Annotated in this window: 20 protein-coding genes and 1 pseudogene; 8 read left to right on the plus strand and 13 right to left on the minus strand. The window is 48.9% G+C overall.

Going from position 1 to position 25,606, the window contains the following annotated elements:
* Positions 1 to 195: 195 nt before the first annotated feature.
* Complete coding sequence (locus IG609_RS13000; RefSeq protein ID WP_014914870.1) at positions 196 to 924, minus strand: MerR family transcriptional regulator; 729 nt, start codon at positions 922 to 924, stop codon at positions 196 to 198.
* 253 nt (positions 925 to 1,177) lie between these two features.
* Between IG609_RS13000 and IG609_RS13005 the strand changes: the two genes are divergently transcribed.
* Positions 1,178 to 1,519, plus strand: a complete 342-nt coding sequence (locus IG609_RS13005) for a gamma-glutamylcyclotransferase family protein (RefSeq protein ID WP_193399964.1) — start codon at positions 1,178 to 1,180, stop codon at positions 1,517 to 1,519.
* Positions 1,520 to 1,647: 128 nt separating this feature from the next.
* On the opposite strand, the gene IG609_RS13010 is transcribed toward IG609_RS13005, so the two are convergent.
* Positions 1,648 to 1,893: a YmjA family protein gene (locus IG609_RS13010; RefSeq protein ID WP_193398898.1), complete on the minus strand. Its 246-nt coding sequence runs from the start codon at positions 1,891 to 1,893 to the stop codon at positions 1,648 to 1,650.
* Positions 1,894 to 2,223: 330 nt separating this feature from the next.
* Between IG609_RS13010 and IG609_RS13015 the strand changes: the two genes are divergently transcribed.
* Positions 2,224 to 3,201, plus strand: a complete 978-nt coding sequence (locus tag IG609_RS13015; protein ID WP_193398899.1) for a DUF1852 domain-containing protein — start codon at positions 2,224 to 2,226, stop codon at positions 3,199 to 3,201.
* 30 nt (positions 3,202 to 3,231) lie between these two features.
* Entirely contained in the window at positions 3,232 to 4,263 is a 1,032-nt protein-coding gene (locus tag IG609_RS13020; RefSeq protein WP_193398900.1) for a methionine synthase, read from the plus strand.
* A 112-nt stretch (positions 4,264 to 4,375) separates the two neighbouring features.
* Here IG609_RS13020 and IG609_RS13025 read toward each other — a convergent pair whose 3' ends face one another.
* The 5 genes from IG609_RS13025 to IG609_RS13045 form a co-directional block, all read right to left on the minus strand.
* Complete coding sequence (locus tag IG609_RS13025; protein ID WP_193398902.1) at positions 4,376 to 4,915, minus strand: DUF2058 domain-containing protein; 540 nt, start codon at positions 4,913 to 4,915, stop codon at positions 4,376 to 4,378.
* A 178-nt stretch (positions 4,916 to 5,093) separates the two neighbouring features.
* On the minus strand, positions 5,094 to 5,576 hold the full coding sequence (locus tag IG609_RS13030; protein WP_193398903.1) for a cold-shock protein: 483 nt from the start codon (positions 5,574 to 5,576) through the stop codon (positions 5,094 to 5,096).
* Between the two features lie 355 nt (positions 5,577 to 5,931).
* Positions 5,932 to 11,508 (minus strand): DUF3320 domain-containing protein, encoded by a 5,577-nt coding sequence (locus tag IG609_RS13035; RefSeq protein WP_193400844.1) that lies wholly within the window; start codon positions 11,506 to 11,508, stop codon positions 5,932 to 5,934.
* Between the two features lie 346 nt (positions 11,509 to 11,854).
* Positions 11,855 to 13,291: a glycoside hydrolase family 1 protein gene (locus IG609_RS13040; protein ID WP_193398906.1), complete on the minus strand. Its 1,437-nt coding sequence runs from the start codon at positions 13,289 to 13,291 to the stop codon at positions 11,855 to 11,857.
* Between the two features lie 213 nt (positions 13,292 to 13,504).
* The gene (locus IG609_RS13045) at positions 13,505 to 13,960 is read right to left on the minus strand and encodes a helix-turn-helix domain-containing protein (protein ID WP_193398907.1); all 456 of its coding nucleotides are present in this window, start codon (positions 13,958 to 13,960) and stop codon (positions 13,505 to 13,507) included.
* A 66-nt stretch (positions 13,961 to 14,026) separates the two neighbouring features.
* Here IG609_RS13045 and IG609_RS13050 point away from each other — a divergent pair, with 66 nt between their 5' ends.
* Complete coding sequence (locus IG609_RS13050) at positions 14,027 to 15,283, plus strand: MFS transporter (protein ID WP_193398909.1); 1,257 nt, start codon at positions 14,027 to 14,029, stop codon at positions 15,281 to 15,283.
* 14 nt (positions 15,284 to 15,297) lie between these two features.
* Here the strand turns inward: IG609_RS13050 and IG609_RS13055 are convergent, their stop codons facing one another.
* A complete protein-coding gene (locus IG609_RS13055) occupies positions 15,298 to 15,648 on the minus strand; it encodes an ArsR/SmtB family transcription factor (RefSeq protein WP_193398910.1) in 351 nt (116 codons plus the stop codon).
* Between the two features lie 52 nt (positions 15,649 to 15,700).
* Here IG609_RS13055 and IG609_RS13060 point away from each other — a divergent pair, with 52 nt between their 5' ends.
* The gene (locus IG609_RS13060; protein WP_193398911.1) at positions 15,701 to 16,705 is read left to right on the plus strand and encodes a threonine ammonia-lyase; all 1,005 of its coding nucleotides are present in this window, start codon (positions 15,701 to 15,703) and stop codon (positions 16,703 to 16,705) included.
* 37 nt (positions 16,706 to 16,742) lie between these two features.
* On the opposite strand, the gene IG609_RS13065 is transcribed toward IG609_RS13060, so the two are convergent.
* On the minus strand, positions 16,743 to 17,045 hold the full coding sequence (locus tag IG609_RS13065) for a helix-turn-helix domain-containing protein (RefSeq protein WP_010284412.1): 303 nt from the start codon (positions 17,043 to 17,045) through the stop codon (positions 16,743 to 16,745).
* Between the two features lie 4 nt (positions 17,046 to 17,049).
* The gene (locus IG609_RS13070) at positions 17,050 to 17,403 is read right to left on the minus strand and encodes a type II toxin-antitoxin system RelE/ParE family toxin (protein WP_193398912.1); all 354 of its coding nucleotides are present in this window, start codon (positions 17,401 to 17,403) and stop codon (positions 17,050 to 17,052) included.
* 425 nt (positions 17,404 to 17,828) lie between these two features.
* Between IG609_RS13070 and yghU the strand changes: the two genes are divergently transcribed.
* On the plus strand, positions 17,829 to 18,668 hold the full coding sequence (gene yghU / locus IG609_RS13075; protein ID WP_193398913.1) for a glutathione-dependent disulfide-bond oxidoreductase: 840 nt from the start codon (positions 17,829 to 17,831) through the stop codon (positions 18,666 to 18,668).
* 118 nt (positions 18,669 to 18,786) lie between these two features.
* Here yghU and IG609_RS13080 read toward each other — a convergent pair whose 3' ends face one another.
* The gene (locus IG609_RS13080; protein ID WP_116227157.1) at positions 18,787 to 19,758 is read right to left on the minus strand and encodes a chemotaxis protein; all 972 of its coding nucleotides are present in this window, start codon (positions 19,756 to 19,758) and stop codon (positions 18,787 to 18,789) included.
* Between the two features lie 427 nt (positions 19,759 to 20,185).
* Between IG609_RS13080 and IG609_RS20635 the strand changes: the two are divergent.
* A pseudogene (locus IG609_RS20635) lies at positions 20,186 to 20,402 on the plus strand (integrase core domain-containing protein); the annotation flags it as partial.
* A 621-nt stretch (positions 20,403 to 21,023) separates the two neighbouring features.
* Positions 21,024 to 21,761 (plus strand): LuxR family transcriptional regulator, encoded by a 738-nt coding sequence (locus tag IG609_RS13085; protein WP_193398914.1) that lies wholly within the window; start codon positions 21,024 to 21,026, stop codon positions 21,759 to 21,761.
* 16 nt (positions 21,762 to 21,777) lie between these two features.
* On the opposite strand, the gene IG609_RS13090 is transcribed toward IG609_RS13085, so the two are convergent.
* Entirely contained in the window at positions 21,778 to 23,550 is a 1,773-nt protein-coding gene (locus IG609_RS13090; protein WP_193398997.1) for an ABC transporter ATP-binding protein, read from the minus strand.
* Positions 23,550 to 25,388, minus strand: coding sequence for an ABC transporter ATP-binding protein (locus IG609_RS13095; protein WP_284070727.1), 1,839 nt, complete (start codon positions 25,386 to 25,388; stop codon positions 23,550 to 23,552). Before IG609_RS13095 ends, IG609_RS13090 begins: the two co-directional genes overlap by 1 nt.
* Positions 25,389 to 25,606: the final 218 nt, after the last annotated feature.

Below are 25,606 nucleotides of genomic sequence, written 5' to 3' on the forward strand. Positions count from 1 at the left end.
TCGCATAATTAAAATCTACACAATTATTTTTATTTGTCCAAGTTTTAACGGAGTTATTTTTTATTTAATAATAATTTCAATAGATTATTTACATCAATTTTATAGGTGGAACTTTCTATTCTTAGACGACGTCACCCGCCCGCCACCTTTGCAGGTGGCAGCGAAGTGAAGGATTGCGAGATGAAAAAAGCGGAATTACAGAGGAATGACGTCTAAGGAAGCGACGTGCTGTTGCCAAAGGTCAATCTGTTTTTTGCGAGCCGCGGTGAGTTTACCGGTGGTGACCAGCAGCCATTTTCGCTCCGGGAAAATCTCCGGTGCCAGAGTGGCTGGCGGTACGGGAAGGACGTCAATGCGAAGCCCCTGACCGGTGCGCATGAGCGCTTCGAGCCAAATTTCGCACGGATCGCTCAGATGCCAACCGGTAATCAGATAGTTATCACCTGGCGCTCTTTTATCCCCTTCAAGGCAAAACGACGTGTAGGAGATGATGATGCCGTCGAGAATTTCGCGCAGGGTCATCATCGCCGGAATATTGGCCGAGACTTTGCTGCGCAGCGGGCGCAATACTTCACGGACCAGTTCCGTACGCGGATACTCGCGGCCCGCGTCGTAAATCAGCTGGCGCAGGGATTCGATTTTTCCCTCTTTCAACCGCTGCAACATGCTTTCCTGCAGGGCAAGCCAATTATTTGTTCGACGCGTACCTGGGCGAGCCAGTAGCGGTTTCACCTGGCTGACCGGGACCCCTTTTTTCACCCAGTCGAGAATTTTTAACGCCTGTTGGACATCGTCATCGCTGTACAACCGGTGGCCACCGTCTGTGCGCATCGGTTTGAGCAGGCCGTAACGACGCTGCCAAGCGCGGAGCGTCGTCGCATTTATCCCACAAAGCCGGGAAAATTCACCGATGGAGTAAGACATGTACTCAGCCTGATAGTAAACAATGCTCTCAATATACTACGAATAACGTCAGGTTGAATGACGTCGTTGTCACCGCGACAAACACCAGATCGAATGGATGGCTGATAGCCCCCAGCACCAGATGCGGAGAACACAATTCACTCCGCTCCCCTCATCAGCGGTGAAGATTCTGTTGCGAACCGCATTATTAAACCCTAACGTGAGCATTATTCTTCACCCGCTGGGTATTCATTGTTTTGATTGACGAGGGAAAATGGAACGCTTGTTTGTCTACGGGACGCTGCGCCCAGGCCACGAAAATGCCTATATTCTGGAAAACATCGGTGGAGACTGGCTGCCGGGTTACGTGACAGGCACGTTTTATGAGCGTGGCTGGGGTGCTGCCGCAGATTTTCCGGGGATCGTGCTGGATGATCACGGGTCGCGCGTCAACGGTTATCTATTTTTATCTGATAATCTCGAAGCGCACTGGCCAATGCTGGATGAATTTGAAGACGGCTACGATCGCGTTGAGGTTGTGGTTACTACAGCGGAAGACCAGCAGGTTACGGCATGGATTTATCAGTTACAGTTACAGCCACAGACAGGCCAGTAGGGTATATAAATCAAATACGCCCATCGCCCTGCCCCAGCCAAATTGAAAAATCCCGCTTATGGCAACCTAAGCGGGACGCGAACATCACAACCTCAATGTTGCTTGTTTCCAAACGCCCTAAACAAGCGTTATTCATTGCCCCATTGATTCAGGAATGTCGCGATTTCATCAATACGAAACGCGTCGATACCGGCCTCACTGGCCATCTCTTTCTGCGCCTCTTCACTGATCTCTTCGTTATTCATTAAGCGAGTGATCAGCAGTTGGAAATAGCGCGCCAGAGCGTCACGTTCTGACTCGCTCACCGGCTTTTCAGATTCCGTCGCATACTCATCCGTGATGTCATAAAATTTAAGTGGTATTTCATTGCTCATACGTCGTCCCCAAGGGTTAAGGTCTATATCTATTGATACTAGCACCTTACCATAAATCATGCAGTTAATGACATCTAACCACATGAATCTAAAACATAAAACAGGTTATTTAATACCGACAACAACCACACCGACTCGAACCATACACCAGGTCATGAAGATGGCTCATGTCTATTGAAATTAAATCACTTTTACTCACTCGATGTGTCTGGCATAAATTGTGCAATACTATAGACAATATGAAACCTGCAAAATTATAAAACCTGAAAACCTTGGCAAAGCAAGCAATAATTTCAGGTTTTATATCAAGAATTAGGATGCGAGATCGCGATGAATAAGAATTTTACCTTTACGATTAAGAACACGTGTTTCGATGAAAATTATAACCCCTCCGAAAACACGCGTATCACGACAAACTTTGCGAACTTGGCGAGAGGAAAAAATCGCCAGGAGAACTTGCGCAACGCCTTAACGATGATTGACAATCGTTTCAATTCCCTAGCAAGTTGGGATAACCCCAAAGGGGATCGCTATTCTGTCGAACTTGATATCATTTCCGTTGAGGTTGATATAGAAGGTAATGGCGACAGTTTCCCCGTCATTGAAATATTGAAAACCAATATTGTTGATAAAAAAACTAACGAGCGCATTGAAGGCATTGTAGGAAATAACTTCTCCTCCTACGTGCGAGATTATGATTTTAGCGTCTTGCTATCAGATCATAATAAGAACCACCCCGGATTTAGCACTCCCGATAACTTTGGCGATCTGCATGGCAATATCTTTAAATGCTTCGTAAATTCAGATTGTTACAAAGATAGATTTAGTAAATCGCCAGTTATCTGCCTGAGCGTTTCAAGTAAAAACACCTACCATCGGACTGGCAATCAGCACCCTGTGTTAGGCGTCGAATACCAGCAAGATGAATATTCATTGACCGATCAATACTTCCATAAAATGGGATTGCAGGCTCGCTATTTTATGCCGCCAAATAGCGTCGCGCCTTTAGCTTTCTATTTTTCTGGTGACTTACTGAGTGATTACACGAATCTTGAGCTGATCAGCACCATCGCCACGATGGAGACTTTTCAAAAGATTTACCGACCTGAGATTTACAATGCCAATTCTCCGGCAGGCCAATGCTATCAGCCAAGCCTGAATCATCAGGATCATTCATTCACTCAAATTGTTTACGATAGAGAAGAACGTAGCCTGTTGGCTATCGAGCAGGGAAAGTTTACTGAGAAAAACTTCATCAAACCATACCACGCAATTCTTGAGCAATGGTCTGCTAATTACGTTCTTTGATTAATCAAACACACAAGGTCACCGATTATTATGAAAATATTGTTACCTACCTCCACGGCTGGCAGCTTACCGAAACCTTCTTGGCTGGCGCAGCCTGAGACACTGTGGTCCCCTTGGAAATTGCAAGGCGATGAACTGATTGAGGGCAAACAAGATGCGCTGCGTTTGAGTCTGGCGGATCAACAACAGGCAGGGATTGATATTGTTAGCGATGGCGAGCAAACGCGCCAACATTTTGTCACGACCTTTATTGAGCACCTCAGCGGTGTTGATTTTGAGAAACGTGAGATCGTTAAAATTCGTAATCGCTATGATGCGAGTGTACCGACAGTCATTGGCGCTGTGGTTCGCCAGAAGCCCGTTTTTGTTGAAGATGCCAAATTTTTACGTCAGCAAACCACGCAACCTATTAAATGGGCTCTGCCTGGCCCAATGACGATGATCGATACGCTCTATGATAGCCACTATAAAAGTCGCGAAAAACTCGCCTGGGAATTCGCCAAAATTCTTAATCAAGAAGCTAAAGAGTTAGAGGCTGCGGGTGTCGACATTATCCAGTTTGATGAGCCTGCCTTTAATGTGTTTTTTGATGAGGTGAATGACTGGGGCATTGCCGCGTTAGAACGAGCCGTTGAAGGGCTTAAATGTGAAACTGCGGTACATATTTGCTATGGCTATGGCATCAAAGCCAATACGGATTGGAAAAAGACGCTGGGATCCGAGTGGCGCCAATACGAAGAAATTTTTCCTAAGCTGCAAAAATCGGCGATTGATATCATTTCACTGGAATGCCAGAACTCTCGGGTTCCAATGGACCTTATTGAACTCATTCGCGGTAAAAAAGTGATGGTAGGTGCCATTGACGTGGCAACCAATACCATTGAGACGCCAGAGGAAGTCGCCGATACGTTACGAAAAGCCCTTCAGTTTGTGGATGCTGACAAGCTCTATCCGTCTACCAACTGTGGCATGACGCCTTTATCTCGTCGCGTCGCAAGAGGCAAGCTCAATGCGTTAAGTGCCGGCGCGGCAATCGTCCGCAAAGAACTCTTGGCTAAATAACGTCGCCACATGGATCACTTGAAGCGGGTTCCGCCCGGGTTGAGCGATACATAAGCCTTAATGAAAAGCCCGCAAGGGCTTTTCATCTATATACGCATCGGCAAAACGTTAATTACCACATTAGATCATCGGGCACTTTAAAATCAGCGTACGGATCCTCTTCGTCTTGCTCTTCCTGACTCAGCGCACTATTTAATACAATACTGCTCGCATCGCGCTGTGCAATTTTATCGGCTACGCTTGCAGGGATAATAACGTATTGATTCTCACCGCTGCTATCAACCATCAAACGAGCAATGGCGAGGCGACCGCTAATAAGCTGAGCCTGAGTCAGCTTATCCACCGTTATTTTCTTAATTAAATTATTATCGGTGAAGTTAAAACCAATATCGCCTTTTGAAATAGTGATTCTATTCATTTCAATAAGCTGCTTCACCTGCGCTTTATACTCTTTAGATAAAGCCGCTTGTTTTTGTTGTTCACTTAGCTGTTTATCACGCTCAAGCTGTGCTTTTTTATTTTCTTCCACAGCTTCTCTTGCTTCACGAGCCTGAACGCGTGATTTCTTCGCCGTTCTTTGGACTTTGGCTATTTTTTTGCTGGTCACTAATCCCGCTTTTAGCATCTGCTCTTGTAAGGTGAGCTTTGTCATCTTCGTTCCTAAACCCGTTGAATAATATGTGGGATTATACCTGTAATTTTTGAGGCTGCACCAGGTTGCAGGGGCCGATCGCGGTGTGGAGTGAGTTTGGAGGGGCTAGCAGAAACAATGCCGAAATTCTGCTAATGAGTAGCGCAGAGATTTCGGCACAGGATCAGTCCGAATGATGTCAGACCTTGAGCAGTTTCGCCGTGGCATCGATGTCTATCTCATCTTCCGAGAAGATTAACGTCGTTCCCTGGAAGGTGGTGATCGCCAGTTTTTTCAGCGAGCGCATTTCACCCGGCTGAGCGGTTGATTTCGGCCTGATGCTACCCATCAGTGCCCCCACAGACAGCACCGTATTTTCTTTATCAATGCGGATATCGACAGGCACTTCTTCACTGTAAACCAGATAAGATTTGATCGACGTGAGCTTAATGCGCTCGCCCGCGATATAGATGTATTTGCTTTCCGGTACCACTTTCACAGCATAAGCTGACAATCCCTTGTTATTCGTCGTGGGTTCGAAAGTGACCGCCGCATCTTTCTTAATCAGATCAGGGTTGACGACCTTAATCACATGAAAATAACGGTTATCGCCGTTTTCATCTTTGATAAATCCAAAGCCTTTATCTTTAAACCAGGTTGTGATCGTTCCGTTCATCGCCATTGTCGCCTACTTAATCGTTTATCTACTCAGTTTTTGCAGCGCGCAGTGTAAAGCACTATGCCTGCGCAGACTACGTCTTTGGGTTAAGTCTGGACGATAAATTTCTGGTCTCGGGGGAACGGTGGCCTGATTTCAGGACTAAATACACTATTCAGTTAGTAACGTCTTATCTGGGGTCATTTGAGTTCAATTATGGTGCAACCACCCTATGCCTCTTAATGACAGGAAAAAAACGCAACCCTAAACCTTCTGATAAACCCTTTAAAGTCAACGATGTACACGGTCTGTAATTTATTAGTAACCCTGAGTGGCTCACGAACCCCACTCAAAGCATGGGGTTCGTGAGAGGCCTGAATTACTCTGTGACTGCCTCTTTATTTTCAACGAGTAGAGTATCTTCTCTAAGGATAGCTCCTTTAAACAGAAGCTGTTCAATAACCTCTGAAATGACCTTGCGTAGGGTTCCACTGGTTGCTTTAAATCCGAAAGATCTAGAGAGAGACATAATTATCTCATCTTCTGTTGCACCAAGGTTATTTTTGACTACCTGAACGATTCCTACGGCTATTTCCTGAGGAGGTAACATTTCAGATTTACGCAATCCCGATGACTGAACATGCTGTCGGTTTCGTAAGATAATCTTTGACTTCTGATGTACTAAAAATTGTCCATCCTGAAGAATGTTACCTTTGTTGCAGACTAAATTAACAGCCCTGTTCACAACAGCCTCAATCCTAGCTCCTGCGCGTTGCAATCCCCAAGCTGTTCGTAACCTAGTAATAACTTCACTTAGATGAATTGGAGATTCAACTTCAACAATCTGTTCCACCATTTCGCTGAGAATACCTAAAGGAGTTTCATGCAGTTCATAACTCATATTAGCTGCAGGAGTTGCCTCCAGGTAGGCAATTTCAGATTCATTTCGAATATCCGAATCAACAAGGCCAATCTCAACTATAGGCCCTCTATCAACAGTAACAATCTCAACAGGTACTGCACGTGCCCTCTGCCGTAATTGTTCAGTTCGGTCTGATAGCTCTTTTTTTGCCGACTCTATAGCTTGAAGTGTACGTTCCAGTTGTTCCTCTGGGCGATGGAACCAATCGGTACTCCATATACGGTGGATAATCCAGCCATGATCTTCAAGTACAGCCTGACGCAAGCGATCACGTTCACGAGCAGAGCGTGATGAGTGATAAGCACGACCATCGCATTCAATACCGATCATGTATCTCCCCGGCATATCTGGATCGGCGATAGCTAAATCTATAAAGAATCCAGCGATACCGACCTGAGGATGGACTTGATAACCAGCTTTCTGCAGCGCATTAGCAACCTGCTCTTCAAATATACTATCCATTTCTTTTTCTGAACGCTGAGCTAAAGATATACGCCCAGTACGTGCATATTGCAGGAAGAGTTTAAAAGCAAATACGCCCTTACCCTTTGCTCGTTCCAAATCAATATCTTCATCTGTGATTGAGGCGAAAACCTCGCATCGCCGTTTGGCTCGACTGATTAACACATTCAACCTTCGTTCCCCTCCCTCAGACCCCAGAGGACCAAAACGCATCGCCATGTATCCTTGTGCATTTCTGGCATAGCCAACGGATATTATAATCACATCACGCTCATCCCCCTGCACGTTCTCAAGGTTTTTAACAAAGAAAGGCTCACTCGGATGGGCATTAAAGAACTCTTCCAGATCGGGGTTCAAGCGACGTAATAGCTCAAGTTCATCCTGAATAGCTTTGCGTTGGGAAACAGAAAATGTTGCAACACCGAGCGACTGTTCAGGATATTTGCGAGCATGTTCCATGATTGCTTTAGCGACAGCTTTAGCTTCTACAGTATTGGTTCCCTTTCCGCCTGATTCGAATACACCATCTGGAATATGGTGGAATTGCAAACCCATACCCGCTTCCTGAGTATACGGACTCGGTACAATAAATAGTTTATTTTCATAGAACTGACTGTTGGATACAGCAATCAATGATTGATGACGACTACGATAGTGCCATCTCAACATACGTTGAGGTAACCCTCTGGCAACAAATAAGCCCAGCACACTCTCTATATCAGCGACCTGAGACACCTCATCATCATCGTCATTAGCGGCAGATTCTGTCATTTTAGCGAAGAATCGTGTTGGTGGAAGCTGGCGTTCATCCCCAACAACTACGACCTGTTTACAGCGAGCAATTGCGCCAATTGCATCAACTGGCTGTATCTGACTTGCTTCGTCCATAACCAGAAGATCGAATTTCTGTCTGCCAGGGATAAGGAATTGGGCAACGGATAAAGGACTCATCATCATTACTGGCTTTAAAGCCTGAATCGCCACGCCAGCCTTTAGCATTAACTGACGAATCGGCAAATGACCTCTTTTTTTCACCATTTCTGAACGCAAAACACCAACAGGGCCAACACCACCACTCTTGGATGGTATTTGCCTATGGTGAGCACGCACAACCTCAAGGCTGGCAGCTTTGATTCGTTTAAGGTCAAGCTCTGCGAATCCTGTAACCTGACGAGAGTGAAGCTCACCATCAAAACGAACCAAATCGGGTTCTTCAAGAGCCATAACCTTAAGTAACGACTCAAAATAGGTACGCTCTACGGCGGAAATCGAAGAATTTAGCGAAAGCCCCCCACAGGCGAGTTTTTCTACTACCTCAGATAATCCATATTTTCGAGCCTGAGCGACACGATGCTGATACGCAACCCATTTAGAGAGTTGCTCTGAATTCGCAATCCATATTTGAAGCTTCTCCCACGCAACTGATATTTTCAATTCATCAGATGATGATCCGAAAAGGGTTTTAACCGTTCCTTTTAACTCCTTCGCAATTTGTTCCAGTTCATTAACTATTTTTTGGCTGAACTGGTGAGTTTCTTGTGCAATCTGGGCAGTTTCAGCTCTGTTCGTCAGTTTTGCTGCCACAAAGCGTAGTGCGCTATTCTGCTCTAACCAAGAACAAGCCAGACCAAGGTAATCCCAATCAGATGACAACTCTTTCCACTGTTCGTCAAAAGCACTTTCAGCAATCGGAGTTTCCGCACGCAGTTCAATAATAAGTTTCTGCAGATCAATCATCCGAGTGACTAACTGGCAACGCTCATCTATACGAGCAGGTGGTTTCACCATCACACGAGCGCATTGTTCATCCACCTCTATAAGGTGTTGGATTTTTTGTTCAATGAAAACTAATGAAACACGGGTTATAGATATCTGGTTGGTAAAGTGTTCCTCAGGTGATAACCCAAATGAACTCCAGAGAACATCCAATTGGGACCGAACCTGCTGGAGTAACTGGTTCAATTGTTGCGTCCGGAGTTTCACATCCTCGCGGTCAACGAGTCGACTGGCTAACAATCGAGCTTCAGGCCCTACGTCACGAAGCGTTCTCATCCATTCAACTAATGCCATTAAAGGAGAACGGTCACTTTTTTCACCACGCCAATCGCTACCGAAAGCAGAATGACCAAAATCATTGCCTTCCTGGATTTTTTTCCTCTCTCCTTGCGCTTTAATAAGCTCGTCCAGCAATAACACCTGCTGGTCAATAGGCAAGGAGCGATCACGCAGTAAAGAGCCAACCAGTGCCTTCGCTTTTCTCCAGTTTCCATTTAGGAAGCGAAAAATACCCGTATGGCTCGCCAGAATATTTCTGGCCTCCAGAACATTTGTACTCCAAGCAACTTCATTGATTTTAGGGCTAAGAACTTCACTAACGGCTCTGAACGAAGCTATCGACTCAACCAGCTCAGCAGCTTTCTCAACACCATGATCCCAGACTGACGCAATAAAGGCATCGGGACTGGCATTAGGAGCTGCTGCAATTCTTTCGCCCAGTGCGATAAGTCGTTCTATTTCTTGAACTGTGTAATATCCTTCCTGAGTACTAAGTTCTTCATGTAGGCGAGCTGCATCAAGGCGTAACTTAGCTAAGGGTTTTACCAGAGAAGTAGCGACTGAAAAGCCGTTAACCTGAAAATCCTGGGGAAGCCTGGTCAGTGCATCTTCCAGCTCAATAACCGAAGTCTCAATCTCTTCGGCTGTTATATCTTTTTCAAGGTCTAAGCGAATTTGCTGATACTGCTTGCCCAACGCAATAAGGCGTTTAATTGCAGGTACGCTATCATGCCAAACTGCTGAAGTAAGCGCTTTCGGTGATAAGTCTGGCCCTTTATTGATGCATTCAGCAACTTCAACTAATTTCTCGACTGAGGAGAATGTTTCCAGAACAGGAATCACTGCAAGTTCAGCAGACAGACTTGCTACATCATTTGTAATGCGTGCAATATCCCCTTCAATTTCTTGCAGACGTGGAAGTAGTTTCTCTACATCCATAGGTAAGATCTGCTCAAGACCAACACCATTCCATGGATGCTGATTAGGCAAACCAATATCTTGGATGCGATCAACAATCTCTTTTACGAGATCAAGACGTTTCTTAAGATCGTCATCATTCCAATGTTCAAAATTTTCGAGACTAAAATAGGTCGGAGCTTGTCCTAACTGACGTAACCGGACAAGGTGCCCCATTACCTGATAGGGAGACAAAGTGGAAGGATGATATATCTTGTGTAACCTTGCAGGATGCTCGTTCAGTTTATCCCTTGCATCCGTTAAGTTTTCAACTAATGTGTCTGGAAATTCACCTCTTGGTGATCCTAACTCCCAAACCCTCTTTAATTCTTCCAGGAAGACCCTTTTGTTCGCCTTATTACTATGCAACTCTAAACATGCATCGCCCACTCCCGAATAATCAAGACGGCGTTTAACCACTTCAAGCGCAGCCATTTTTTCTGCTACGAACAATACTGTTTTGCCATCAGCCACTGCAGAAGCAATTACGTTCGCAATCGTCTGAGATTTACCTGTTCCAGGCGGCCCCTGAATGATGAGATTTTTCCCTCTACGAACATCGTGGATAGCAAGAGTTTGAGAGGTGTCACTATCCATGATGTGAAGCATATCTTTCGGAGAAATGAAGGGATCTATCGATGCATCATCTGAAAGCGTTTCATCCTTTTCATTAAAACCATCGACCATGAGTGACTGAATAAGTGGTTGATCTGTTATATTGTCATTCTCAGGCCAGTTTTCTGGATCTAAATCCCGATACATAAGGAACTTAGCAAAGGAAAAGAATCCCAACGTAATATCGTTTTCTTGAACGCCCCAATCAGGTTTTATCTGTACAGCCTGAGCAACCTCATCGATATAATTGGAAAGATCCAATTCTTCATCTGTATTAAACTTAGGTAATAAAATCTCATGCGTACGCTGGAGATATGCTTCTAGCGAAAGATTTTCAATGATCTCCTCCTGTCTTACCTGCAGTTTAAATCTATCGCCAGCAGTTCCACGTTCAAGAGATACAGGTATCAAAATTAAAGGAGCATATCTGATATTTTCTTTGTTATTAGGATCAATCCATTTTAAGGTTCCGAGCGTCAGGTACAATATATTTACGCCCTGCTCTTCTTCTAATGTTTTAGAATCATGATAAAGATCTAATAATCGTTTCTGCAGACCTTGTGGAGTTAATCGTGTTTGCAGTTTTGTATCCTGATGCTCAGCACGGCTGGCATTTTTATCAACATCTTCATCAAAAGCAAAAAACTGCTCACCTACAAGAGCGTCATCCGAATCCGTTTCAATATCTTCATCATCAATTAACTCTCCCTTTCTTCCAACTCGTCCGGGTAGAAAAGTAAATACTTTTCCTTCTTTAACCAGTAAACGATATATATCCGTAGATCTTTCATCGACAATTTCTAATAGCTTTGCTGTTTTAGAACGTGGAATATTGAGGAGTTTATTACGCGCAGATAAATCAAGAAGCTCTGTGCGAGCACGCTCTAATTTTTGTTGAAGAGAAAGGCTATTATTTTTAAATAGTGAATCATCATTATCATTCATAGCACGAATTCCGTATGTCCCATAAAATCATCACTGCATACCCAACATGGGGTATGACGAAGGTATTCAACGGTAGAATGCTGGTATTTTATCCATTTTTTTAGGAAAATTCTAATCGATCTTATAAAATTTAGCCGAGCGGAGTATCCACATTCTTACAACGCCCATTAGTGGGTCACAGAGCTTGAACGGCTCCCCCTTGCTTGATGCACAGCTCTTTTATCATTCCGAATCCTTTATGAAAGCAATGTTTGCGGCCCCCTGGTAGGGTTGATAAAGGGGTATAAATGAATACCACACAAAAACATTCCCGATGCCTATTCCCTCAGCATCGGGAAGCCTTGATTTAACTGATATCACCACCGTTGGTGGCAATCACTTTCTTATACCAGTGGAACGATTTCTTCTTATAGCGGTTGCCGCTGCCGGAAATCGTGTCATCCAGTTCGACGTAGATAAAGCCGTAGCGTTTGCTCATCTCGCCGGTAGACATGCTAACCAAATCGATGCAGCCCCACGGAGTATATCCCATCAGCTCAACGCCGTCGGCAATCGCGTCTGCCATTGCTTCGATGTGCTGACGCAGATAGTTGATGCGATAGTCATCGGCGATGTAGCGATCTGCATCCGGCTTATCCACCGCACCCAGACCGTTTTCGACGATAAACAGCGGTTTTTCGTAGCGGTCATACAGTTGGTTGAGCGCAATTCGCAGCCCCACCGGATCAATTTCCCATCCCCATTCACTGGCTTCCAGGAACGGATTACGTGCCCCGCCCAGCAGGTTACCGTGGGCAGTTGCCGCATCTGGGTCAGTTTTATAGGTGGTGGAAGACATGTAATAACTGAAGCCGATATAGTCGACGGTGTGCTGCTTAATCAGCTCCAGATCTCCCGGCTGAATATCCAGCGTGACGCCCAGCGACTGCCACAGGCTTTTCGCGTAGTAGGGATATTTCCCGCCCGCCTGCACGTCCGCACAGTAAAAGTTAAATGACTGCGTCTCTTTCAGCGCCGCCAACTGATTGATGGGGTTGCAGTCATAGGCGTAGTGAGTGGCAAACAGAATCATGCAGCCGATCTGGATCTGCGGATGGGTCTCGTGCGCAATTTTCACCGCCAGACTGCTGGCGACAAACTGGTTATGCCATGCTTGGAATTTCGCCTGTGGATCCAGCGCACCGGTCTGCACCGTCAGCCCTTGACTCATGATCGGGAAGTGGGCCGCGCTGTTGATCTCGTTAAAGGTCATCCAGTACTTCACTTTGTGGCCGAAGCGCTCCAACACCGTGCGGGCAAAGCGCTCGAAGTGACCAATTAACTCACGGTTTTTCCAGCCGCCAAAGACGGTGGCAAGGTGCAGCGGCATCTCATAGTGAGAGATCGTAATCACGGGCTCAATGCCGTGGGCAATGCAGGTATCAATCACCTGTTCGTAATGACTCAGCCCCGCTTCGTTGGGCTCCAACTCAATGCCGTTCGGGTAGATGCGCGTCCAGGCAATAGAAAAGCGATAACATTTGAAGCCCATCTCGGCAAACAGCGCAATATCTTCACGGAAGCGATGGTAGTGATCGATGCCTTTATGGTTAGGATAGGTGTAGCGCTGCTCATCCAGCGTGAAGTCAAACGCGTCGGAAGCCACGATATTTAAACGCGCTTTACCGCCGGGAATGGCATCCACAATCGACAGTCCCTTGCCGTCGGTATTGTAGGCCCCTTCGACCTGATTCGCTGCGGTGGCCCCGCCCCACATAAAGCCGTGCGGAAATCTTTCGCTCATGGCACTTATCCTTTATCAATGCTGATTATTTATCGAAGATGATTCTTTAATGTCGTGGTTCTGCCTGACGTTGCTTTGATTCAGCACGACCCGAATGGCGGAAATTCTAGAGGAAAAGAGAGGGCATGAACAGAAATAAGGAACCGGTTGCATATCCGATACGAACGGGTCTGGCGGCGTAGAAACCCCCGCCCCAGACAGCGGAATTGCAGGTTATTTTTTCGTTTTCTGAGGCGCTTTTCGCGTGGCTGGCTTGCTCGTTTGATCGCGCATCTGGCTCTTTCGATGCGTGGTCTCCACAAGTTTCCTGAACGTCGGACACGCCATATGCGATGGCGCAGAACAGTCGGCGACGTGCCGCAGCGTGTCGCGCAATATCGTCAACTCATGGATTTGCCGATCGATGTCGTCGGCCTTCTTATGCAGCGTAGTGCGGGGCAAGTCCGGCATCCCATCCTTGTTAAACATGCCAGCGATTTCTTGCAGTGAGAACCCCGCGGATTTCCCCATCGTAATCAACCTGAGTTGCAGCAGCACGTCGGCAGGAAACTGCCGACGAAGCCCGTGGCGGGACACCGAAGCAATTAGCCCAATTTCCTCATAATAACGCAGCGCCGAAGGCTTGATTCCACTCTTCTCCGCGATTTCGCCTATATCCAGAAATTTCATACTTGACCTCAAGTCGACTTGAATTTGTAGCATGCTCTGGAACCCACATTCTGACAAGGATAAAAAATGACAATTAACCAACTGGGCGAACCAGAGCAGGCCAAACTGGGAGTCACCATCACACTGGCACTCGCAATACTGTCGGCCTCGCTGGGAACAAGCATTGCCAATATTGCCCTTCCGAGGCTGACAGCCGTATTTTCTGCGCCCTTCGCGCAGGTGCAGGCCGTTGTCATCGCCTATCTTGCAGCCATGGCGCTTTCGGTTGTGATCGCGGGTCGCCTTGGCGATCGCTATGGGCTGAAACCCGTTTTCATTGCAGGTCTTGGGCTCTTCGCCATCGCGTCGCTGCTGTGCGCCATTGCCCCCCAGCTGTGGCAACTTATCGCGGCAAGAGCATTTCAGGGGATCGGTGCCGCCTTCCTGATGACGCTCGGCATGGCACTGCTGAGGCAGACGGCTGGGGAGAAGCATGTCGGGCGAGCGATGGGGATGCTGGGAACGGTATCCGCACTGGGTACCGCGCTTGGCCCTTCTGTCGGCGGCTTCCTGCTTGCGATAGCAGGATGGCGTAGCCTGTTCTGGATACAGATCCCGCTGGTCACGATCGTGTTGTTCATGGCTTTTACCCTACTACCAGCCACGCCGGTGAAGGAAAAGGCTGCGTTATCAGGAGGATTACCGCTGCGGAACACGACGCTGCTGCCGAACCTCACGATCAATGCCGCCGTCGCCGCCATCATGATGACGACGCTAATCATCGGTCCCTACTACCTTGGTCAGGGTCTGGGTTTGAAAGAAACATTGGTGGGGGTGGTGATGGCCATTGGCCCTGCTATTGCGATTTTCTGCGGCATTCCGTCAGGGCGACTGGTCGATACCTGGGGATTTGGACGGGCACTCATCGCCGGACTCGCCCTCGTAATTGCTGGCACCTTTATGCTGGCGATCTTGCCAACAATGCTTGGCGTTACGGGTTACATCCTTGCCATTATTGTCCTGACGCCGGGCTACCAGCTCTTTCAGGCGGCAAACAACACCGCCACCCTTGCCGAGGTTCCCGGAAATCAGCGCGGTACGGTCTCTGGCCTGCTTAACCTGTCGCGCAATATTGGGTTGATCGTCGGTGCTTCAATCATGGGACAGATTTTCGCGTTGGGTGTCGGTACGGAAGATTTTGCCCATGCGCCCTCTGCTTCACTCGCAAATGGCATGCAGCTGACCTTCTTTCTGGCTGGTGGTATGGTGCTTGTCGTCCTTGCCTTCACCCATCTGCCAAACTGGGCTACACGGGCTCGCTCAGCTAAGTCTCAGGGGAAGTGATGACGGCTAACGGCCTATTCTGACGGTTTATGTTGACGCGAGGCGACTTTTGCAAGCTCAGACAATACCGAGGTTGCCTCCTCTAAACGCTCAGGGACGAGCTTGTAGAACACCCAATTTTTGATGCGCTTCGATGTGACAATCTCGGCTTTCGAAAGATATTGAAGATGACCGGTGACGGTTGGCTGGCTCAGGCCGATCTTCTCAGTGATAAACCCTACGCACACCCCATCCTTAACCAAATCGCCATCCTGCTGTTCTGGGAAATGTGCGCGAGGATCGGCCAACCATTCAAGAATGATGAGCCGTTGCTCATTGCCGAGCGCCCGCAGCACATCGGCCGTTGTCGCCACATGCTTGTTCATATAGCCAAATACCTATATAGTTATTTCCATATACAGTTGATAGGGAAATACTATGACAAGCGAACACCAAAGGGCAACCGACTCTGTAACGTTGAAGGATATTTACGCCGCCGCTCAGCAGATCAAGAGAACAATAAGCAGGACACCGCTGGAGCATTCGCCACCGCTATCGGCCGTTGTCGGTGCGGAAATCCGACTCAAAATGGAAAACCTCCAGCAGACCGGTAGCTTTAAGCTGCGTGGTGCGGCAAACGTTCTTGCCAATCTGGATGCAGAACAGCGCCGTGCTGGCGTTATTGCCCCCACGGCAGGAAATCATGGATTAGGACTCGCCTATGCCGGGCAGGTCGCAGGCATCCCCGTAACCATCTTTTTGCCACGCGCGGCAGATCCCATGAAGGTCGCAGCCATGAAAGGCTGTGGCGCACGTATTACGTTCTTTGATGACATCGAAGAAGCGAGGCAAGCGGCTATCGCAGCGGCGCAGCAGTCAGGTGCTGCCTTCGTTTCTGCCTACGACAACCCGCATATGATTGCAGGCGGTGGCACTGTCGGTCTTGAAATCATGGAAGACTGGATGGATGCAGAGATCATCCTGGTGAACATCGGCGGTGGCGGGCTCATCTCAGGAATTGCGACAGCGGCCAAAGCAATCAATCCCGCGATCGAAGTATGGGGCATACAAAGTGAAGCGAGCCCAACGTTCGCCCGCTGGAAAGAAGCAGGTGAAGCGATTCCCGTCGATCTGGCTTCCTCCATCGCCGAGGGCGTGAGTGGCTATATAGAGCCCAGCGCGATGACCTGGCCGCTGGTTCGCGATCGCGTCGATCGTGTGCTCACCGTCTCTGAAGACGAAATCAAAGCTGCGATGCTATCAATGCTCGATCTGCATCGCCATGTTGTCGAGCCTTCAGGGGTGCCCGCTGTCGCGGGAGCCATTCGCTACGCGAAAGAAATTGGCGGACGCAAAACCGTCTGCGTCATCACCGGCAGGAACATCTCAAGCCAACGCTATCTCACGCTACTTAATGACGCGAAAACCCGCGCGGACAAATAGGACAAACATCGTCTTTTCGGCCATACAGAATGAGACGTTACAGCGTGAACCCGTAGTGAGAACCGTCCGGCAGTTCAACATCAAGGCGCAGTTTACTGCCGGTCGCCTCAACATAGCGTTTGAGTGTGGAAAGTTTCAAATCGCGGCCGGGTTTCTCCATTCCCGCAATGGTTGGCTGTTTTAATCCAAGCACCTGCGCCATTTCCACTTGCGTTTTTTGCACCCTCTCACGCAGTTCGGCGAGATGAATATTGAGTAACATGTCTGCCGCTATAGCGTGAGCCTCAACGACGACGTCTGGTTTTTCATCCGCAAGGAGCTGTTCCAGCGTTCTGCCCATAGCATTACCCTCTCTTCTCTGATTTTTTCAGATACTTTGTGAATTCCCGATCGGCAAGCGGAATCATCTCATCATAAAAGCGCTTTTCATTGCCGGACTTATTCCCCGCACAGAGGAGGATCCCCGTGCGATGTGGATCGAAAGCAAAAAATGCCCGTATTGGCATCCCTCCGCTCTGAATACGTAATTCTTTCATGTTGCTATACTGGGAGCCTTTTACCGTATCAGCATAAGGCCTAGATAGCATTGGGCCTTTTTCCCGTAACACGATAAGTGCTGCAAGCACATATGCGCGATCCCTATCATTTAATGTGCCGAACCAGCTATCAAACACGTCCGTCGTTTCAATTTTCCACACTGGGCCACCTCTAATATAGCTCAAATGCTATATAGGTTAAAAGCAATAATGTGAATAATGACGTGGTATAAAACGACATGCACCGACATAATTAAAGAAGCCGAAGCGGCATTCCAGATTTACGATGCAAGTGAAATGGTATGCTGGCCTAGTGCGAGCAAGGTCGCACAATGCCGTGATATGTAGATTGGGTCGATATGGCAACGCAAACCGCTAAAATTCTGCGTCTTTTTGCGCTAACACTTTACCACCAGCGAGTAAATTTTGACGACGATCAGCATAGTGAGCAGCACCCTCAGCACTATGCGGATCTCGCGTTATATCGATAGGTCGTAGAGATAGAACAGAACGGTATCAGCGAACGGCGTGAGTTTGTTATGGTGTTACCTTAACTCGCTCTCTTTTCATGCATAAGGAGTTTTTGAATGGCTACCTCCCCAACGTATGTGCCGCCAAAAGTCTGGCAGCCCGCCTCTTCCGGCGGTGCTTTTGCCAATATTAACCGTCCGATAGCTGGCTCAACGCACGAAAAAGCGCTGCCCGTTGGCAAACATCCGCTTCAGCTTTACTCGCTGGCAACGCCAAACGGCGTGAAAGTGACAATCATGCTGGAAGAGCTGCTGGCGCTGGGCCATTCAGGTGCCGAGTACGATGCCTGGCTGATTAAGATAGGCGATGGCGATCAGTTCTCCAGCGGGTTTGTCGACGTCAATCCGAACTCCAAAATTCCGGCGCTGCTTGACCAAAGCGGCGAGAAACCAATTCGCGTGTTTGAGTCCGGCTCCATTCTGGTGTACCTAGCAGAGAAATTTGGTGCGCTGCTGCCGAATGACCTCGCCACGCGCACCGAAACCCTGAACTGGCTCTTCTGGCAGATGGGTTCCGCCCCTTACGTTGGCGGTGGATTCGGCCATTTCTACGCCTACGCGCCGGAAAAATTTGAATACCCGATCAACCGTTTCACGATGGAAACCAAGCGTCAGTTGGATGTGCTCAACCGTCAACTGGCGGAGAACCACTATCTGGCCGGCGACAGCTATACGATTGCCGATATTGCCGTCTGGCCGTGGTACGGTGGGTTGGTACAAAACACACTTTATTCCGCCGGAGAGTTCCTGTCCGTACACGAATATACGCATGTGATTCGTTGGGCCGGCGAGATTGCTGCCCGTCCGGCGGTAATCCGTGGTCGCAAGGTCAACCGTACCTGGGGCGAAGAGTCTGAACAGGTCGCCGAACGCCATCAGGCAGCCGATCTGGATTAATCTTCTGCCGCCTGCCGAGCAATGCAGGCGGTATTCAACAACTAAAAAAATCGGCCTTTGCCTTCTCCCGTTAAGGAGGAAGCAAAGGCCGAATAGGGTAATACGCGCGCTTGACGAATTAGCGGCGTACTTTCACTTTATTCAGCACCGTCTGAATCGCCGTCGACAGCTCATTGATCTCGAATTTCGCGACGTAAGCATCTGCGCCAACATTGCGTACGTGATCTTCGTTCGCGCTACCGGACAGCGAAGAGTGGATCACGACAGGAATATTCTTCAGATATTCTTCACGCTTGATGTTTCTTGTCAGCGTAAAGCCATCCATTTCCGGCATTTCCAAATCGGTCAGTACAAGCGAAATCTTATCCGAGATAGGTCGGCCTTCTGACTGTGCTTCTTGCGCAATTTGTCGAATCTTGTTCCAAGCATCCTGTCCGGTGACGTGCATACTAAACGGAATACCCATCTGGGTTAGCCCCTGCTCAAGCAGCGAACGAGCAACTTTGGAATCTTCCGCCACAATCGCAATCGCACCTGGCGTATAAGGGTAAATTTTATCTTCTGTGCTCTTGAGCTTGGTTTCGCGATCGCCAGGAATGATATCAAACAGAATCTGTTCAACATCCAGCACCAGTGCCAGACGGTTGCTATCTTTGTCGTTATCAAGACGCGCGATACTGGTGATATAGGAACCGCTCACGCCCGCTTCAGCGGTCAAAACCTGACTCCACTCCAGACGAACGATATCGTCGACTGACTCCACGGCGAATGCCTGCGTACTACGTGCATACTCCGTGATAAGGAGAATATTCAGACCGGTGTCTGATGAACTGCCAACCACAGCAGGAAGATCGATAACGGGAATGATTTGTCCACGAATGTTGACCATACCCAGCATTGGCGATTTCATGCCAGCCGCTTTGGTCAGCGTAGGCATTGGCACTATCTCACGCAATTTAAACACGTTGATGCCAAACAGCTCAGATTTGCCACCTTCAGGTGATTTGCCCAACTGGAATAACAAGAGTTCAAATTTATTAGCAGAGGTGAGGTTTGTTCTCTCATCAATTTCTTTTTGAAAATTATCCATGTTTTCCTCAGTGCGAGTCATTGTCATTATAGGTATACCGTAACAAGGCAACATTCGAGATGCGAGCAAACAGGAACCAACATCCGACCGCTCCACTGTACGTAATAGTCGTGTTCTTCAATCTTATCCAGCGTCAAACGTAAATATTTGTTAAGTGTGTCAGACTTATCATCCAACGATGCTAATGATCGGACCAGTAGACGGATATCAGCCCTCTTCAGTATAACAGCCAGCTAGCATCTTTAAGGTACAGGCCACATTCCCTGAATCATTAATATCGGCAGAATTTGCCAACACCTTATCCCAAATCGTGACAGAAATGTTGCCTGAGAAGAAAACCTCACACCGCTCTTGACACCGCAGTCAGAAAAAACCGAAAACATACCGTACGGTTCAGTTTTAATTTTACAAAAATGGTGTGTCAACGTCGTACAATCGGCCACGAGTGAGCAACATCCCCTCCCTTTTCTGAGTCGCTGTTCCGTACATGTAAATACCGCCCAGATTGGCCATCAGCAGGCTTTAAGAATCTGGATAAAACGAGGAAGTGGGTGCTGAAATTTACGCGTTGGTATAACGACGAGCATAAGCGCAGACAATTGAGGTTCGTCACACCGCATCAGCGATATACTGGTCAAAATGTGTAGATATTAGCGCAGCGTAAATCGGTCAATGGTGGCAACTAGCTTGAAAAACGCCGAAGGGGAGAAAGACATGACGATGAACAGCAACGGACGACGGGGGTTGATAAGCGAAAACGGATTATTTACTATCCAGCTCCGAATGACGGCATATCCCTAAATAATTCAAATTGCAGGAAAGCGGCAACGTAGTGAATCCTCAAGAGCTTACTTCAGTAAGTGACTGGGGTGAGCGAGGACAAATCGGCTTAGCTGATTTGAACGCCGCTTGCGGCGGCCCGCCAGGGCGAGGCTCAGAGATGAGACGAGTATTGCCAACGCATATGCAATTTGAAGTATGACGGGAGAACTGAATTTAGGGCGCGTAGTTTGATACCACACACCCTAAATTCAGTAGACAGAACAGAAACAAAATTATGGGTAATTCCCTGGGTTGGCAAATCAATTTGTAACAATTTTTTTAAAATTTACTGTCTTGAATTTTTTATAAATTGCCCTGTTCATGAAAAAATTATAAGTGATATCATGGGGTAACAGTAGTTAGACTTAGGTATAGGTCAGCACTATACTTTTAGGATGCCATCTATATCATGGATACTTTCTCGCTTTTATTGAGGCCGTTACATGTCTGTATTTTGCTCTGACAATGAAATTATCAATAACACGATAAAAAGCTATCTCGGCCGAAAATTAAAGCAGTATGGCGACCTGAAATACGCCTACATGATCATGAACAAGAAGAACCCGTCTCAGGTTGTGATCATCTCAAATTACCCGCAGGAATGGGTTAATACCTATAAAGAAAATAATTATCAGCATATCGATCCGGTTATTTTAACGGCGATAAATAAAGTCTCGCCGTTCTCCTGGGAAGACAACATCGTTATTAACTCTAAGCTGAAGTTCTCCAAGATTTTTAATCTGTCAAAAGAGTACGACATTGTTAATGGCTACACCTTTGTCTTGCATGACAACAATAATAATCTGGCGGCGTTATCGATTATGTTTGAAGAACACGCGCCAACAGATATGGAAAATACTGTTGAGGAAAACAAAGACAAACTGCAAATGCTGCTCATCGCCATTCATGAGAAAATCACCACGCTTTACAAAGAGATGACGCAAAGCCCGCAGAGCAAAAAGCAAGGTGACAAAGAGATTTTCTCCCAGCGTGAAAACGAAATCCTTTACTGGGCCAGCATGGGAAAAACTTACCCAGAAATTGCGCTGATTCTGGATATCAAAATCAGCACCGTGAAATTCCATATTGGCAATGTGGTAAAAAAGCTCGGCGTGCTGAATGCCAAACATGCCATTAGACTGGGCGTAGAATTACAGCTTATCAAGCCTGAACCCTTATAATCCCATCAAGTCTATTTCACCTTAGTGAAATAGACTGCTGCGCGTTCCACAACGCGCGATAACGGCCTTCAGCATGCAGTAATTCACTATGTGTTCCCTGCTGGGAAATCCCCCCATTCTCGACAACCAGAATTCGATGTGCCCCAACAATGGTCGATAATCGGTGTGCGATGACAATAACCGTCTTGTCCTGAACCAGCCTGTCAATCGCCCGCTGTACGGCGAGTTCACTTTCGGTATCCAACGCCGCCGTCGGTTCGTCCAGAATCACAATCGGCGCGTCCTTTAGTAATGCCCGAGCAATCGAAATACGCTGCCGTTCACCGCCGGATAACCTGCCGCCGATATCACCCAGCCGTGTTTGCCATCCCTGCGGCAACCGTTGAATAAATGCCAGACACTGCGCGGCGTCCGCAGCCTGCTCAACCTCGGCATCGCTGGCATCCGGCCGCGCCATCCGAATGTTTGCCAGCACTGAATCATCAAACAGATAGACATCCTGAAACACCACAGAAATCAGCCGATTTAGGTCACACGTTGGAATGTGCCGAATATCCACGCCGCCGATACACACGCGTCCGCGTTGCGGATCCGTATGGCGCATGAGCAGTCGCGTTACTGTCGTTTTCCCTGAGCCTGACGGCCCGACCAACGCCGTCATCCCCTTTTCCGGCAGCACGATATCGATGCTATCGAGCACCGCCTCAGCCTCGTTGGCATAGCGAAAACTCACTTGCTCGAACGTAATCGCATACGTTGTCGGCATCTCGACAGGCTGGTGTACGGGAAGCGGTTCAATCGCCAGCAGATCGTCAATGCGATGCAGCGCCGTATTAATCAATTCCAGCACGGCCGTATAGCTGACAAACGTCGCCAGCGGTTCAGAGAAGCGCACCACCATCACCATCATCGCGGCGATGATAGCTATATCCCACGCGCCCACCACAACGCCGCTGATACCCAGAATCAGTACGCCCTGAAGACCTAACTCCACGACGCTGGCAACCACCGCACCGGGTTTGGCACCGCGGCGGTGAGCTAACGTTTGTATCTGCTGTAGATGCTGAAAACGCTGACGCAGCGCAGATGTACGTTCAGCCTGCTGACAGCTGGTTCTCAGAACGGCGAGCCCCTGCACATATTCCACAATATCGGCGCTGGTTTGCTGATTCGCCTCCGCCAGCGCCTGCATCGTGCGCGTAAATGCCGGCCGCCTCCAGCGATAAAGCAGCGCGATAGCGGGAAAGAGCAGTAGTAAACTCACGCCCAGTCGCCACTCTACCAGCAGCATGACGAGCGCTATCACGACGGGTGTCACGATAGCTAGCAGCAGTTGGTTGACTATCGCCAGCATATAATTCAGGTTCTCATCCACGCTGCCCAGCAGCAGCGCGTTGATATCCCCCGCCCGTGCGGACTGGAGCGTGGTTAGCGGCATATTGCGCAGTTGTTCTCCCAGACGCATACGCAGCTCATGAGTCGCCGCCGCAAGCTGCCCGCGATATTCAAACCCTTGCCCATACCAACGCAGTACCAACGTCAGCAGACTCAAAAGTGTCATGAGTACCAGCCAGATCGCTATCTCGCGGGAAGCCTCCACGTGGGTGAACGCCGACAGCAGCGGAAACAGGCACGCCAGCGCCAACCCCTGCGTCATCGCCGCCGCCAGCAGGCTTAAGCAACACCGACGGAACAGCCGAGATTGTGAACCCGTCACCCGCTCCATCTGACGATACGTGTGCCACCACGCGGATAACTGCGTCGTTATGACGGTATAGTTTTTGTTCATCACGCGCGATCTCCTGACCGTCCGTTGCTCGATGATGTGCTGCACGGTGCGTTGCCTAGCGCCCAGTTCTGCGCCTGCTCATAGTGTCGCCACAGTTCGCTATAGCGACCTTGTGCCGCCAGCAGCACGTCATGACGACCAGACTCGCTCAGCCTTCCACGGTCGAAGACCACGATCTGGTCAGCATCGCGGATCGTCGACAGGCGGTGCGCCACCATGATGACCGTCTTACCCTGCATCAAGACGCCAAGCGCTGCCAGCAGCGCCGCCTCGTTTTCCGGGTCGGCAAAGGCCGTCGGTTCATCCAGAACCAGAATCGGCCGGTTATGCAACAGCGCCCGCGCGATGGCGATACGCTGGCGCTGTCCACCGGACAGGAACTGGCCGCGCTCACCCGCCAGCGTGTCGTAACCCTGTGGCAACGCCATGATAAAATCGTGCGCCTGTGCCGCCGTCGCAGCGGCAATCACCTCTTCCATGCTTTTTTCAGGCAAGCCAAGCCGGATGTTATTAGCGATAGTGTCCGCAAACAGGAAGGATTCCTGAAAAACAAACGACACCTGCTGCATGAGCGTGGCGGTTTTCATCTGCCGGATATCAACGCCGCCAATCAAAATGCGCCCAGCCGTCACATCCCAAAAGCGGGGAATGAGCCGCGCCACGGTGGTTTTCCCTGCGCCAGATGCCCCTACCAGCGCCGTAACCGCTCCGGCTGGCACCTGAAAACTAACGTCCTCCAGTACCCAGTCGCTCGCGTGCTGGTCGTAGCGGAAACTCACCTGTTCAAAGCTCACGCTGGCATCGGCAGGCAAGGCATCGCTTTCCGTTTCCGGCAGCGGCGATAGCGCCAGCACGTCTTGAATCCGGCTTATACTCAATCGGGTTTTCGCTACCATGTGGTTCAGCGCCATCATCGGCATAACCGCTTCTGCCATGCCATTACCGAGCAGCAGCACCGCGACCCAGAGGCTGAAGTCCAGCTCGCCGGCGCTATAGAAACCGTACGCTACCCAGCACAGCACCAGCAACGTGGGAAGCGGATTAAGCACCGCGAAGGAGAAACGCGCCGAGAAACCTGCCTGCTGATACCAGCGTGTAAGCACGTCCAGATAATTTTCCAGCGCCTGCTGGTAGCGCCCAAACGTTGACGCCCCCGTATCAAAGGTGCGCACCACCGGCATTGCCTGCACAAATTCGATCACAGCGGTACTGACTTCTTCCCGCGCGTGGTTATAGCGCTGGTTCATCTCACCGGCATTGCGCATCGCCAGCATCAGCACCACGGCACCGATGACCAGCACTAGCAAGGCGGCCAGAGCTAAACGCCAGTCTAGCCAGAACAGTAACGCTCCCGTGCACAGCGGTGCCACAACCGCGCGGGCATAGAGCGGCGTGCTGTCCGCTACAAACAAGTGAAGCGCTTTGACATCATCCTGCACGATCTTCGCCAGCGAACCGGTGCCCATACGCTGCACTTCACCCAGCGGGATCCGCGCCAGCTGTTCCGCCAGCGCGCTGCGAATCTGATTTTCCAGCCGAAACGCGGCGTAGTGAGACTGATTAAAAGCCAGCAGACGCAGTAGATAGCTGGCGCACAGGCACAGCAACGCTCCGACGATCGTCAACAGCGGCCATGACGCGGGTTGCACGCTCAGCAGTTGGATACTCCATGCCAGAAAAAGCAGAAATGCGATGCCAGCCAGAACCGACAGCCCCGACAGGCACATCGCCAGACGAATTTGCCCTCTTACGGGGTGCATAATGTGCCAGGCTCGGTTCTGTGGCGTAGAAGGCGGCGTGGCAGCGGATGAACCGCCCTCAACAGCGGAATGTGGCATAGTTGTTCTCTTTTCTCCTTCCCGCACAGTCGCTTACCCGTAACGCAAGCAAATCAACTCGACGGCGGCAATAAAGTCAGGAATAATAACTATTCTCAATTGCATATCTACCCGATTCGAGCCGATTTCTACCCGAATCGGTACGGGTTTCTGTCATCAACCGCGGTGCGATGATCGTCCAATTACCGGATCGTCCGATGTTCGCAACCCGTCTCTTC

Source organism: Pectobacterium quasiaquaticum, assembly GCF_014946775.2.
In the GTDB taxonomy this organism is placed as follows: domain Bacteria; phylum Pseudomonadota; class Gammaproteobacteria; order Enterobacterales; family Enterobacteriaceae; genus Pectobacterium; species Pectobacterium aquaticum.